Here is a 12,683-nt window from a genome sequence, read left to right as displayed (position 1 = left end):
AGAGTCTGGACGAGGCGCCGGCGCGGGATTCAGCCGCGCGCGGATTCGCCCGCCTGCGCCAGCACCAGCCGCGCTCGTGCGATGACAGGTGCGTCGACCATCTTGCCATCCAGCATGAACGTGCCCGCGGCCGTGTCGCGATGCGCGGCGATGACCCGCCGCGCCCAGTCGAGTTCCTGCTGAGCCGGCACGAAGGCGGCGTGGATGACGGGGACTTGCGTGGGATGGATGCACAGCATGCCGCCAAAGCCCATCTGCTGCGCACGGCCGGCTGCCGCGGCCAGTCCGGCCTGATCCTGCACACCGGGAAAGACGCCATCCAACGCAGGCGCCAGACCCGCGGCACGCGTATGCAGCAGCACCTGCACCCGGGCGTGGTCCAGCACGGTTTCGGCGCCCGGCGTGTCGGGCGTCAGGCCCAGGTCCAGGCCGTAATCCAGACTGCCGAACGCCAGCCGCGCGACACCAGGGGTGGCGGCGATCTCGCCGGCATTGAGGATGCCCTGCGCGGTTTCAAGAATGGGAATCACGGGACAGCCAGTCTGGGCCGCGTGCCGCACCTGCATCATGCTTTCGGCCTTGGGCAGCAGAATGCCTGCCACGCCGGCCCTGCCGCGGCAGGCCTTCAGATCGTCGTCGTGCCAGGACGTGGAGGCGTCGTTGATGCGCACCCAGAGCCGGGCCTCGCGATTCAAGCCCAGGAAATCGCACAGGGCTTCTCGGGCCGACGCCTTGGCCAGGTGCTCCACGGCGTCTTCCAGGTCCACGATGACGGCGTCCGCGCCCGCAGCCAGCGCTTTGGGGATGCGTTCGGGCCGCGAGGCCGGCACAAACAGGGCGCTACGAACGACGGGATGCGTCACACAACCTCCGAGGCATGAAACTGCGCCACCCGATCCGGCGCGTATCCCAGAGATGCTAGCACCGCATCGGTGTTTTGGCCCACCGCGGGCACAGGCCCCATGTGCGCCGTGAACGCGTTGCTGGTGGCGGGCGGCAGCAGTGCCGGCAGCATGCCGGCGGGGCTATCGACCTCGCTCCAGCGCTGGCGCGCCTGCAATTGCGGATGCGCCCACACGCCGGCCATGTCGTTGACGCGCGCATTGGCGATCTGCGCGTCTTCCAGGCGTTGCGTCACCTGCTCGATGGACAGGTCGGCAAACGCGGCAACGATCAGCGCGCGCAGCGCGTCGCGATTGGCGGTGCGCAGCGAATTGGAGATAAAGCGCGGGTCTTCGGCCAGCTCGGCCTGCCGCAGCACCTGGGCGCAGAAGACGCGCCATTCGCGTTCGTTCTGCAGGCCCAGCATGATGGTCGAACCGCCGCCCACCGGGAACGGCCCGTACGGATAGATGGAGGCATGCGCCGCGCCCGCGCGCACGGGCGGCGCCGCGCCGTCGAAGGCGTAGTACATGGGGAAACCCATCCACTCGACCATGCTTTCCAGCATGGACACGTCCAGCCGGCTGCCCAGGCCCGTGCGCTGGCGCAGCAGCAGCGCGTTCAGGATGGCCGAATACGCGTACATGCCCGCGGCGATGTCCGCGATGGAACATCCTGCCTTGACCGGATCGTCCTTCGTGCCGGTGACCGACAGGAAGCCGCTTTCGCTCTGGATGAGGAGGTCGTAGGCCTTCTTGTCCTGGTAGGGGCCGCCCTCGCCGTAGCCCGAGATGTCGCAAACGATGAGGCGCGGGTATTTCTGGTGCAGCGCCTCGAACGACAGGCCCAGGCGCGCCGCGGCGCCGGGCGCCAGGTTCTGCACCAGCACGTCGGCCGATTCCAGCAGGCGGTCCATGATGCCGCCGGCTTCGTCGCGCTTGAGGTCCAGCGTCAGGCTTTCCTTGGAGCGGTTGGTCCAGACGAAGTGCGAGGACAGGCCCCGCACGCGCTCGTCGTAGCCGCGGGCGAAGTCGCCGGTGCCGGGGCGTTCGATCTTGATGACGCGCGCGCCCATGTCCGCCAGCTGGCGGGTGCAGAAAGGCGCGGCGATGGCGTGTTCCAGGCTGACGACGGTGATGCCGTCCAGCGGGCGGGAGGCCTGCATGTTCATTCGGTGAACCTCAATTCGGCTTGATGGGCCAGCGTGCCGTCCTGCTCGGCCCAGAGCTGGGCGACGCCCGGCTCGGACAGGCGGCCGGCGACCTGGAAGGGCGCGGGGGAAATCAGCGGACGCAGGCCGCGGTAGGCAAGATGCGTGAGGCGGGCCTTGGGGTGCGCCCGCAAAAAGGCGGCGACCATCTCGGTGGCGATGAGCGGGCCGTGGACGACCAAGCCGGGATAGCCTTCGACGCCGGTGACATAGGGATGGTCGTAGTGAATGCGATGGCCGTTGAACGTGACGGCCGAATAGCGGAACAGCAGCACCGACGTGGGATTGACCGTGTCGCGCCATTGCGCCTGCGGCGCCGGCTCGCTGCCCGTGAGCTTGGGCGGCGTGGGCTGGCGGTACACGATGTCCTGCTCTTCCAGGATGGCCACTTCGCCCGACTGCCGGTATTCATGCTGCACGGTCACGAACAGCAGGGAGCCGGTGCGGCCGGTCTTTTCCTTGACCTCGGCCACGGTGGACACGCGCTCGGCCGGCACGCCGACCTTGAGCGGCTGGCGGAATTCCACCCGGCCGCCCGCCCACATGCGGTTGCGGTCCTGCGCGGGCGGCAGGAAACCGCCGCGCGACGGGTGGCCATCCGTCCCCAACCCGTCCATGCCCACGGTGGAGATGAAGAATGCCCATTGCCACAACGGCGGGAGGTCGTCGCCCTCGGCCGGCACCGGACCGCCCAGGGTGGCGGCGATACGCGCGGCGTGGCCGGGATCCATGGCGTCCGCCTTGCGTTCGCCGCTGCCGATCCACGCGGCCGGATCTGTAGATGTCATGCCGAGTTCCTCTGGTGGTGTTTTTACAGCCTGAAGCATGCCCGCAAGCCGACGGGCGTGTGAATTCGTTTTTCCTCAAGGCGGGGTTTGCTGCGCCTGAATCGGCCATCCGCGCCGACGCCGGCCGCCGTAATATATGGCCCATGCACTTCGACCTTGCCGACCTCCGACTGTTCATCCACATCGCCGAATCCCCCAGCCTGACGCAGGCAGCCAAGCGGGCGCATCTGTCCCTGGCCGCGGTCAGCGTGCGAATCAAGGCGCTGGAGAACCAGCTCAATTCCCGCCTGCTCTACCGCGACAGCCGCGGCGTGGAAATCACGCCTGCCGGGCAGAAACTGCTGCAGCATGCGCGCGTCATCATGCGGCAGGTGGATCACCTGAAACACGACTTCCAGGAACAGGCCGACGGCGACGCCGGCCACATCCGCATCTTTGCCAACACCACGGCCGTCACGGAATTCATGCCGGACATCCTGGCGCAATTCCTGTCGGGCCATCCGGGCGTCACGGTCGATCTGCAGGAACGCCTGACGCGCGACATCGTGCGCGGCGTGCTGGATGGCACCACCGACCTCGGCATCGTCGCGGGACCGGTGGATGCACCCGAATTGCAGACCATCCACTTCAGCACCGACCGCCTGGTGCTGGTGGTGCCCAACGGCCATCCGCTGCAGGACCAGGACAAGGTCAAGCTGGTGGACGCCGTGCGCTATCCGTTCATCACCATGCACGAAGGCTCCACGCTCGTGGCCTTCCTGCGCGACCAGCTGGAACGCGTCGGCCAGCGCCTGCCGCAGCGCATCCAGCTCTACAGCTTCGACTCGATCTGCCGCATGGTGCAGGCAGGCGTGGGCGTCGGCGTCATTCCCGACTCGGCCGCGCGCCGCTACGGGGCAGACACCAAGCTGCAAGTGGTCGAGCTGGACGAGCCGTGGGTGGTGCGCGAACGCAAGCTGCTGGTGCGCGACATCGACGCGCTGCCCGGCTGCGCGCGCGAACTCATCGACCAGATTCAGACGCCGCAAACGCCCTGACGTTGCGCCGCGTCATTTGCCGGTGAACGCCGGCGGCCGCTTTTCCGCGAAGGCGCGCATGCCCTCCAGGTAATCGTCGGTGTAGCCCAGCTCGCGCTGCAGGCGGCATTCCAGATCGAACTGCTGCGCCAGCGTGTTGCCGCTGGATGCCTGCAACGCCGCCTTGGTGGCCCCATAGGCGCGCGTGGGGCCGGCGGCCAGCGTGTCCGTCACCTGCTGGATCGTTTCCGCCAGCGCCGCGTCGGGCACCACCCGCCAGATCAGACCCCAGGCCTCCGCCTGCGCGGCCGATACCGATTCTCCGAACAGCGCCGCGCCCATCGCGCGCGCCGACCCGACCAGGCGCGGCAGGAACCACGTTCCGCCCGCATCGGGCAACAGGCCGATCTTGCTGAACGCCTGCACGAAGCGCGCCGACTCCACCGCAAACACCACGTCGCACGCCAGCACCAGACTGGCGCCCGCGCCTGCCGCCACGCCGTTCATGATGCACACCACCGGCACCGGCAACGCGCGCAGGCGGTTGATGAGCGGGCGATAGCACTTTTCCAGCATGAGGCTCAGATCGCGGCGCGAGCCGTCTTCGGCGGGCTTGCGTTCGCCCAGGTCCTGGCCGGCGCAAAATCCGCGGCCCGCGCCGGTGATCACGAGGCCGCGCAGGTTTTCATGCCCTTCCAGCAGGTCCAGCGCGCGCGACAGCTCGCCGTGCATGACCTCGGTGAAGCTGTTCATGCGCTCGGGACGGTTCAGCGTAATGACGCCCACACCGCGGTCCAGCGTGAACTGGATCTGAGTAAAAGCCGGTACGTGCGCGCTCATGCCAACTCCTCCAGCACGGCCAGCTGCTCGGCCGTATCGCCCATCAATTGATCCACGACGGTCAGGCGCTTGAAATAATCGCCGACCTCCAGTTCGTCCGTCATGCCCATACCGCCGTGCAACTGCACGGCCAGCTGCGCGACCAGACGGCCGGCGCGCGCGGCTTCCAGCTTGGCCGACGCGATCATGCGGCGCCGCTGCGCCGCGTCGGATTCGGTCAACGCCGCCACCGCCACATAGGCCATGGACAGCGCGAGTTCCTTGGCCACCAGCATCTCGGCCATCCGGTGCTGCAGCGCCTGGAAGGACGCCAACGGCTGACCGAACTGCTTGCGGGTCTTCAGGTATTCCACCGTGATTTGCAGCAGCCGCTCCATGGCGCCGGCCGCGTGCGCGCACAGCGCGGCCGTGCCCCATTGCAACGCCTGCGCCAGCGCATCATCGGCCGCGGCGCCCGCTGCGAGCAGCGCCTCCGCGGGCAGCGTCACCGCATCGAAGTCCAGCCGCGCGCAGCGCGCGCCATCCAGCGTGGGCGTGTCCGTCACGCGCACGCCGGCCGCATCGGCCGGCACCGCCAACAGGACGGTCTGACCGTCACCACCGCGCGCGCTGACGAACCACGCATCGGCGGCCGCGCCGTGCCAGACCAGGTGCTTGGCGCCGTCCAGCCGCCAGCCTTCGGCGGTCTGCGCAGCACGGCAGTCCTGCGGATCAGCCGCATATCGCCGGCCGGGCTCCTGCCACGCCACGCTGACGATGGCCTCGCCCGAGGCAATGGCCGGCAGCCAGCGGCCGCGTGCCGCCTCGCCGCAGCCGTCCGCCAACGCCGCGCCCATCACCGCGCTCGGGATGACCGGCTCGGACACCAGTCCGCGCCCCAGCTCGACATGCACCGGCAGCAGGCTGGCCGGCACCTCGCCAAAGCCGCCGTGGTCCTGCGAAATGGTCAGGCCCAGCACGCCCAGTTCTGCCAGCGCATTCCAGGCCTGCCGGTCCAGCGTGCCCGCGGCCTGGCGGGCGCGCCGCTGGGGAAAGGTCCATGCCTGGTCCACCAGGCGGCGCAGGCTGTCGGCCAGCATGCGCTGTTCTTCCGTGTAGATGAAATCCATGCGTCGTGTTCCTGTCGGGGTTGCGCGGCGGGCCTACGCGCCCAGCACGAGGCGGGCGATGATGCCCTTCTGCACTTCGGTCGTGCCGCCATAGATCGAGGTCTTGCGCATATCGGCATAGCCGGCGCCGGCGGCGGCAGCCATCTCGGGGCCGGGGCCGTGAAAATCGTTGCCGGCCACCAGCCAGTCGGGGTCATAAGGCCAGGCGTCCGGGCCCGCGACTTCCATCTGCAGCATGGCCAGGTCCTGCTGGATCTCGGACCCGCGGATCTTCAGCACCGAGGCCTCCGGCCCGGGCGTGCCATCGTTGCTGGCGGCCACGCGCAGCAGCAGCATTTCCAGCGCCATGATGTCGACCTCGATACGCGAGATGCGGTCGCGCATCCGGCTGTCCTGCAGCAGCGGCCTGCCGCGCGACTGCGCACGCGCCGCCATGTCTTTCAGGATGCCCAGCTCGCGGTGGCAATGGCCCAGGCCCGCAATGCCGGTGCGCTCGTGGCCGAGCAGGTACTTGGCGTAGGTCCAGCCCTGGTTTTCCTCGCCGACAAGATTGGCGACCGGCACGCGCACGTCTTCCAGCCAGACCTCGTTGACGTCATGGCCGCCGTCCAGCGTGCGGATGGGTCGCACCGTGACGCCCGGCGAGCGCATGTCCAGCAGCAGCATCGAGATGCCGCGCTGCGCGCGCGCATCGGGATCGGTGCGCACCAGGCAGAACATCCAGTCCGCATACTGCGCCAGCGTGGTCCAGGTCTTCTGGCCGTTGACCACGTAGTCGTCGCCATCGCGCACGGCACGGGTTTTCAGCGACGCCAGGTCGGAACCGGAGCCCGGCTCGGAATACCCCTGGCACCACCAGTCCTCCACACGGATCATGCGCGACAGCAACCGGGCCTTCTGCTCGGCGCTGCCGTATTTCATCAGCACGGGGCCGATCATGGACAGGCCGAACGGCAGCAGCCGCGGCGCGCCCGCCTTGAAGCATTCCACTTCGAAGATCAGGCGCTGCAAGGCGTTCCACCCCGTGCCGCCGTGCTCGACCGGCCAGTTGGGCGCGCCCCAACCCTGGTCGGCCAGGATGTTGTGCCACCGCACGTAGTCGTCGCGTTCCAGCCGCTGGTGCCGCAGCACCTTGGCGCGTATGTCTTCCGGCAGCTTCTCGGCGGCGAAGGCGCGCACGGCTTCGCGGAATTGGCGCTCTTCTGGCGTCCAGGTCAGGTTCATGGTCCACCTCCTTTGCCCGGTATCTAGCCACGGCGCGTACGGCCGGACAATCTGCCTCTCCCGAAGACGGGCTTCGCGTTGCGTGTAGGGCGTGCGGTCCACTACGGATTGGCAAAAGTCCTGCTTCAGCAATGAAGAATGGCCGAAGCCGCTGGCAGTGCGGACACTAGGCGCTGTTCAGCTTCACGCTTCAGATTCACGCTTCACTCACTGGAATCCCATCGCACCATGACTGCTCCCGATCAGACGGATGGCGTCTCGCAAGGCGTCGAGGCGCAACACCGCCAGGCGCTCGACGACGGCCGCTTCCTCATCCAGCGCTGCGGCGGCTGCGACCGCGCCGTGTTCTATCCCCGCATGATCTGCCCGCACTGCGGCGCGGACAAGCTTTCCTTCGCGGCGCCCGACGGGCGCGGCACCGTCTATTCCACGACTGTCGTGCGGCGCAAGCCCGAGGCGGGTGGCGACTACAACGTCGCGCTGATCGACCTGCAGGAAGGCGTGCGGCTGATGAGCCGCGTCGACGGTGTGGCGCCGGACGCCGTTCGCATCGGCATGGGCGTGCGCGCGCAGGTGATCCAGCAGGACGGCCGCGGGCTGGTCGTCTTTGTTCCCAACAAGGAGGCGGCATGACGCTGAACGAATTGCGCGGCGCCGTGGCGGTGGCCGGCGTGGGCCACGCGGGCCTCGGACAGGCCACTGGCTTTACCGAAATGGAAATCCTGGTGCAGGCGGCGCAGCGCGCCGTGGCGGACGCGGGCCTGACGATGCGCGACATCGACGGCATCTGCACGGCCAGCGTGGCCGCGCCGATGTGGGCCATGCCGGTGATCGAACACCTGGGCATCCGCCCGACGTTCATCGACAGCACCATGCTGGGCGGCTCGAGCTTCGTGGCGCATCTGATGCCGGCGCTGCACGCGCTGGCGTCCGGCCAGTGCAATGCCGTGCTGGTCTGCTACGGCAGCACGCAGCGCACGTCCACGCTCAGCCGTGCAGAGGTCGGACGCGTGCGCAAGCAGTTCGATCCGCAACCCTACGAGTCCCCCTACGATCCGCTCAACCCGCTGTCCTCGTACGCGCTGGCAGCCGCCCGGCACATGCATCAGTACGGCACCCGACGCGAAGATCTGGCGCGGGTGGCGCTGGCGGCCAACCAGTGGGCGCAGCTCAATCCGGAAGCGCAATTGCGCGAGCCGGCCACGCTGGATCAGATTCTGTCCGCGCGCATGGTGTCCGACCCCTTGAGCGTGCGCGATTGCTGCCTGGTCACCGACGGCGCGGGCGCCTACGTGCTGGTGCGCGCCGACCGCGCGCGCGATCTGCCGCGTCCGCCCGTCTATGTGCTGGGCAATGCGACGGCGGTGTGGAACCGGCAGATCTCTTCGATGGAAGACCTGACGGTCACCGCCGCGTCCGAGTCTGGCCGCCGGGCCTTCGCGATGGCGGGCCTTGCCCCCAAGGACATCGACGTCGTCGAGCTCTACGACGCGTTCACCATCAACACGTTGCTGTTCCTGGAAGACCTGGGCTTCTGCGCCAAGGGCGAAAGCAAGGAGTTCATCGCGGACGGCGCCATTGCGCCCGGGGGCCGGCTGCCGGTTAACACCAACGGCGGCGGGCTGTGCTGCGTGCATCCCGGCATGTATGGCGTCTTCATCATGATCGAGGCGGTGCGCCAGCTTCGCGGCGAATGCGGCGAACGGCAGGTTTCGGACGCACAGCTTGCGCTGGTGCATGGCAATGGCGGTACCCTGTCCAGCCAATCGACCGCCATCCTGGGCACCCAGGCAACTCTTTGATCCTGACGTATCAACCCATGTCTCACGCAGAACCCATCACCCGCATCCACGACATCCTGGCGCTGCAGGCGCGCCGGCAGCCCGACGCCATCTGCCTGTACGAGGAAGGCGGCGGCACGGTGACTTACGCCCAGTTGTGGCAGCGGGTGCAGGACACAGCGCAATGGCTGCGCGGCCAGGGCGTGCAGCCCGGCCATCGCGTGATGATGGTGGGCGAGAACTGCACGGCGATGCTGGCCGCGCTGTTCGGCTGCGGGGTGGCGGGCGCCTGGCCCGTGGGCGTGAATGCGCGCCTGTCGGGCCGCGAGATCGACAACATCCGCCAGCACGCGCAGCCCGAGCTGGTGCTGTTCACGAGCGGCGTGTCGACGTCGGCTGCCGCGCATGCCGCCGCGGCGGGCGCTGTTGATGCAGACGCTGCCGTCTGGGGACCGGGCATCGCCGCCGCGCGCGCGGCCGAGCCCACGCACGCTGAAACCGGCGAGCTGGCCGGCGAGGTCGCGACGGTGATCTACACGTCCGGCACGACGGGCGCACCCAAGGGCGTGATGGTGCCGCATCGCGGGCTGATCCACTTTGCGCGGGTGTCGGCGGCGTCACGCCGGCTGACGCCGCACGATATCGGTTACGCGGCGCTGCCGATGTCGCACATCTTCGGCATCGCGACCGTGTTGATGGCCACGCTGCACGCAGGGGCCAGCCTGGTGTTGCGCAGCCGCTTCGATCCGGAAGACGTGTTCAAGGCGCTGGCGCATCCCGGCGTCAGCATCCTGCAGGGCGTGCCGACGATGTTCAGCCGCTTGATGGCGGTGGCGCCGCCCCGCGCGGAACTGCGCGCGCCGGCCCTGCGCTACCTGTACACGGGCGGCGCGGCGCTGGATCCGACGCAGAAGCGCGACGCCGAACGCTACTTCGGCGTGCCGATGCACCACGGCTACGGCATCACGGAATACGCGGGGTCCATGTTCATCACGGACATCGATTCGCCGCGGGACGATTGCTCGGCGGGGCATGCGGTGGACGGCGTGGAACTGCGTATCGGCAACCCGGACGCGGCGACTGCGCCGGGCACGCGCGGCGACCTGCTGATCCGCGGTCCGGGCGTGATGCTGGGCTATTACCGCAACCCGGACCAGACAGCGCAGGCGCTGCTGCCGGGCGGCTGGCTCAACACGGGCGACATCGGATTTGTCGACGCCAGCGGCGCGCTGTTCATCTCGGGGCGGTCGAAGGACCTGATCATCCGGTCGGGCTTCAACGTGTATCCGATCGAGGTCGAGTCGGTGATCAACGCGTTTCCCGGTGTGCGGCTGTCGGCCGTGGTGGGACGCGACACCGAAGATCACAACGAAGAGGTCATCGCTTTCGTCGAGCCGCTGCCGGGCGCGACGATCGACACGAATCTGCTGATGCTGCACCTGCGCGCCCAGCTTGCGCCGTACAAGCGGCCGGCGCGGATCATTCCCATCGAGACGATTCCCACCACCGTCAGCGGCAAGATCCTGAAGCAGCCGCTGAAAGAAAGGCTGGCGTAGGCGCGGACAGCTGTTCCGCTCTGACGACCGGCCACCTATGCACAAGGAGACAAGAGCGTGAACATCAAGACCCTGATCGCCGCGGCCTCGGCCGTGGCCGCGTTGGCTGGCGCGCAAACCGCGGCCGCGCAGACGTATCCCGACCGTCCCATCCGCCTGCTGGTGGGCTACGCGCCGGGCGGCCCGGTGGACACGACGGCGCGTGTCTTTGCGAAGTATCTCGGCGACAAGCTGGGACAGACCGTGGTGGTGGAGAACCGGGCGGGCGCGAGCGGGATGATCGCGTCGGACGCGACCGCCAAGGCGACGCCTGACGGCTACATGCTGGGCTTTGCCGCCAGCCCGACGCTGACGATGTCGCCGCTGGTCCAGCGCAGCACGCTGTTTGACCCCCGCAAGGACTTTTCGCTGATCGGCCTGGTGGTGGATTACGCGAACGTGCTGCTGATCGGGCCGCAGATTCCAGCGAAGAATGTGGGCGAACTCGTCACCTATGCGCGGGAGCATCCGGAGGCGGTGTCGTTCGGGTCAGCGGGGATCGGGGCGTCGAATCATCTTTCGGCTGAATTGCTGAAGAAGCAGAGCCAGGCGTCGATGCTGCACGTACCGTATCGGGGGAATTCACCGGCGATGATGGACGTGGTGAGCGGGAAGGTGACGTTCATGTTCGACATCACGAGTACGGCGATTCCATTCGTGAAAAGCGGCAAGGCGCGGGCGCTGGCGGTGACGTCGAAGACGCGCAATCCGGAGCTGCCGGACGTGCCGACGATGATGGAGGCTGGGATCAAGGATTACGAGGTGGTGGGCTGGTATGCGCTGGTGGGGCCGAAGAAGCTGCCTGATGCAGTGACGGCGCGGCTGACACAGGCGCTGTCGGAGGTGTCGAAGGATCCGGCTTTCCGCCAGGCGATGACGGAAGGCGGGTACACGATCAACGCGGGCGATTCGAAGGCGCTGCAGGCGCGGATCGACCGCGAGTACGCGTTGTGGTCGGACGTGATCCAGACCGCGAATATTCAGGCCAATTGATTTTCCCCGGAGCATCACGATGAATTCCCCGTCCGCATTGCGAGACCAGATCCGCCTGCCTGTGATTGGCGCCCCGATGTTTCTGGTGTCGGGGCCGCAACTGGTGGTCGCGCAGTGCGCGGCGGGGATCATCGGGACGTTTCCGTCGTTGAACGCGCGGCCGCAGGAGCAGTTGCACGAGTGGATCACGCGGATCGAAGATGGACTGGCGGCGCGGCGTCGTGCGGTGCCTGGGGAGAAGGTGGCGCCTTATGGGGTGAACCTGATCGTGCATCCGAGCAATCCGCGGTGGCAAGGCGACTTGGCGATCTGCGCGGAACGGCGGGTGCCGTTGCTGATCACTTCTCTGCACGCGCCGGAGGCTGTCGTGAAGGCGGCGCATGCCTATGGGGGGGTGGTCTATCACGATGTGACGAACGTGCGGCATGCGAAGCGGGCGCTGGATGCGGGGGTTGACGGGTTGATCCTGGTTGCCGCGGGGGCTGGGGGACATGCGGGGCAGATGAATCCGATTGCGCTGGTGAATGAGATACGGGCCTTTTATGACGGGCCGTTGGCGTTATCTGGATGCATCAGCCATGGGAAGGATATTCTGGCTGCGCAGGTGCTTGGGTGCGATTTTGCTTATATGGGGACTCGGTTTATTGCTACCCGGGAGTCGCTGGCGGGGGATGCTTACCGGGAGATGGTGCTGGCTGCGCAGGCGGGGGATGTGACTTATACGGCTTACTTTTCGGGGGTGCCTGCGAATTATTTGTCGGCCAGTATTTTGGCGGCGGGGTTGGATCCGGTTGTGTTGGGCAGCAATGGGGTGACGCCGCCTCCGAATATGGATAAGAGTTCGCGGCCTAAGGCTTGGAAGGATGTTTGGAGTGCTGGGCAGGGGGTGGGGGCTGTGCAGGAGGTGTTGGCTGTTGCGGAACTGGTGGCGCAGTTGGAGGGGGAGTATCTGGGGGCTATTGGTGCTGTGTCGCGAAGGGTTTGAGTTCTTTTGACGTCCGGCGCTTCGTTGGCCTGAGATGGTTCTTCTGATGCCCGGCGCTGCGTCGGCCTGAGTAGGTTCTTTTGACGCGCCCGGCACGGCGTCGGCATGAGTTGGTTCTTTTGACGCCCGGCACGGCGTCGGCCTCGGGCGCGCGGGGCTACGATTGCGGTCTGGGGGGTTCGCTCCGGAGTGCACCATCCTCATCCTCGTTGCCGCCTGCGGCGGCTGCCTTCGGATTCCCTAGGGCACATTCACGACAC

General features: G+C 67.6%; 12 protein-coding genes. 6 read left to right on the top strand and 6 right to left on the bottom strand.

The genetic code is table 11. The annotated features are described in order from the left end of the window. Window positions 1-29 precede the first annotated feature (29 nt). From B3098_RS27525 to B3098_RS27515, 3 genes are read right to left on the bottom strand one after another with little or no spacing between them, the layout of a single operon-like run. Window positions 30-863: an HpcH/HpaI aldolase/citrate lyase family protein gene (locus B3098_RS27525; protein WP_175123274.1), complete on the bottom strand. Its 834-nt coding sequence runs from the start codon at window positions 861-863 to the stop codon at window positions 30-32. Beyond that, window positions 860-2,053, bottom strand: coding sequence for a CaiB/BaiF CoA transferase family protein (locus B3098_RS27520; RefSeq protein ID WP_286900360.1), 1,194 nt, complete (start codon window positions 2,051-2,053; stop codon window positions 860-862). Before B3098_RS27520 ends, B3098_RS27525 begins: the two co-directional genes overlap by 4 nt. Further along, entirely contained in the window at window positions 2,050-2,880 is an 831-nt protein-coding gene (locus B3098_RS27515) for an FAS1-like dehydratase domain-containing protein (RefSeq protein WP_286900359.1), read from the bottom strand. Before B3098_RS27515 ends, B3098_RS27520 begins: the two co-directional genes overlap by 4 nt. Window positions 2,881-3,023: 143 nt before the next feature. On the opposite strand from B3098_RS27515, the gene B3098_RS27510 reads away from it, so the two are divergent. Continuing rightward, window positions 3,024-3,917: a LysR substrate-binding domain-containing protein gene (locus tag B3098_RS27510; protein ID WP_175123277.1), complete on the top strand. Its 894-nt coding sequence runs from the start codon at window positions 3,024-3,026 to the stop codon at window positions 3,915-3,917. A gap of 12 nt (window positions 3,918-3,929) precedes the next feature. On the opposite strand, the gene paaG is transcribed toward B3098_RS27510, so the two are convergent. From paaG to B3098_RS27495, 3 genes are read right to left on the bottom strand one after another with little or no spacing between them, the layout of a single operon-like run. Then, window positions 3,930-4,736, bottom strand: a complete 807-nt coding sequence (gene paaG, locus B3098_RS27505) for a 2-(1,2-epoxy-1,2-dihydrophenyl)acetyl-CoA isomerase PaaG (protein ID WP_286900358.1) — start codon at window positions 4,734-4,736, stop codon at window positions 3,930-3,932. Further along, window positions 4,733-5,845, bottom strand: a complete 1,113-nt coding sequence (locus B3098_RS27500; protein WP_286900357.1) for an acyl-CoA dehydrogenase family protein — start codon at window positions 5,843-5,845, stop codon at window positions 4,733-4,735. Before B3098_RS27500 ends, paaG begins: the two co-directional genes overlap by 4 nt. Before the next feature lie 33 nt (window positions 5,846-5,878). Next, window positions 5,879-7,069 (bottom strand): acyl-CoA dehydrogenase family protein, encoded by a 1,191-nt coding sequence (locus B3098_RS27495; protein WP_286900354.1) that lies wholly within the window; start codon window positions 7,067-7,069, stop codon window positions 5,879-5,881. Window positions 7,070-7,297: 228 nt separating this feature from the next. Here B3098_RS27495 and B3098_RS27490 point away from each other — a divergent pair, with 228 nt between their 5' ends. From B3098_RS27490 to B3098_RS27470, 5 genes are read left to right on the top strand one after another with little or no spacing between them, the layout of a single operon-like run. Further along, a complete protein-coding gene (locus B3098_RS27490) occupies window positions 7,298-7,702 on the top strand; it encodes a Zn-ribbon domain-containing OB-fold protein (protein WP_286900352.1) in 405 nt (134 codons plus the stop codon). Continuing rightward, on the top strand, window positions 7,699-8,871 hold the full coding sequence (locus B3098_RS27485) for a thiolase (protein WP_175123282.1): 1,173 nt from the start codon (window positions 7,699-7,701) through the stop codon (window positions 8,869-8,871). The genes B3098_RS27490 and B3098_RS27485 overlap by 4 nt, the downstream gene beginning before the upstream one ends. Window positions 8,872-8,888: 17 nt before the next feature. Next, on the top strand, window positions 8,889-10,406 hold the full coding sequence (locus B3098_RS27480) for a class I adenylate-forming enzyme family protein (RefSeq protein WP_286900350.1): 1,518 nt from the start codon (window positions 8,889-8,891) through the stop codon (window positions 10,404-10,406). 57 nt (window positions 10,407-10,463) lie between these two features. Continuing rightward, window positions 10,464-11,438, top strand: coding sequence for a Bug family tripartite tricarboxylate transporter substrate binding protein (locus B3098_RS27475; protein ID WP_279975787.1), 975 nt, complete (start codon window positions 10,464-10,466; stop codon window positions 11,436-11,438). Between the two features lie 19 nt (window positions 11,439-11,457). Then, entirely contained in the window at window positions 11,458-12,423 is a 966-nt protein-coding gene (locus B3098_RS27470; protein ID WP_286900348.1) for an NAD(P)H-dependent flavin oxidoreductase, read from the top strand. Window positions 12,424-12,683: the final 260 nt, after the last annotated feature.

The organism is Achromobacter sp. UBA2119, assembly GCF_002331005.1.
Classification (GTDB): Bacteria; Pseudomonadota; Gammaproteobacteria; order Burkholderiales; family Burkholderiaceae_B; genus Achromobacter; species Achromobacter animicus.
This window is presented reverse-complemented; position numbering and strand designations above follow the sequence as displayed.

What these genes read in the sequence shown, in the direction of transcription:
- B3098_RS27520 (WP_286900360.1), bottom strand. Translation starts at nt 2,053, where the DNA reads ATGAACATGCAGGCCTCCCGCCCGCTGGACGGCATCACCGTCGTCAGC.
- B3098_RS27515 (WP_286900359.1), bottom strand. Translation starts at nt 2,880, where the DNA reads ATGACATCTACAGATCCGGCCGCGTGGATCGGCAGCGGCGAACGCAAG.
- B3098_RS27510 (WP_175123277.1), top strand. Translation starts at nt 3,024, where the DNA reads ATGCACTTCGACCTTGCCGACCTCCGACTGTTCATCCACATCGCCGAA.
- paaG (WP_286900358.1), bottom strand. Translation starts at nt 4,736, where the DNA reads ATGAGCGCGCACGTACCGGCTTTTACTCAGATCCAGTTCACGCTGGAC.
- B3098_RS27500 (WP_286900357.1), bottom strand. Translation starts at nt 5,845, where the DNA reads ATGGATTTCATCTACACGGAAGAACAGCGCATGCTGGCCGACAGCCTG.
- B3098_RS27495 (WP_286900354.1), bottom strand. Translation starts at nt 7,069, where the DNA reads ATGAACCTGACCTGGACGCCAGAAGAGCGCCAATTCCGCGAAGCCGTG.
- B3098_RS27490 (WP_286900352.1), top strand. Translation starts at nt 7,298, where the DNA reads ATGACTGCTCCCGATCAGACGGATGGCGTCTCGCAAGGCGTCGAGGCG.
- B3098_RS27485 (WP_175123282.1), top strand. Translation starts at nt 7,699, where the DNA reads ATGACGCTGAACGAATTGCGCGGCGCCGTGGCGGTGGCCGGCGTGGGC.
- B3098_RS27480 (WP_286900350.1), top strand. Translation starts at nt 8,889, where the DNA reads ATGTCTCACGCAGAACCCATCACCCGCATCCACGACATCCTGGCGCTG.
- B3098_RS27470 (WP_286900348.1), top strand. Translation starts at nt 11,458, where the DNA reads ATGAATTCCCCGTCCGCATTGCGAGACCAGATCCGCCTGCCTGTGATT.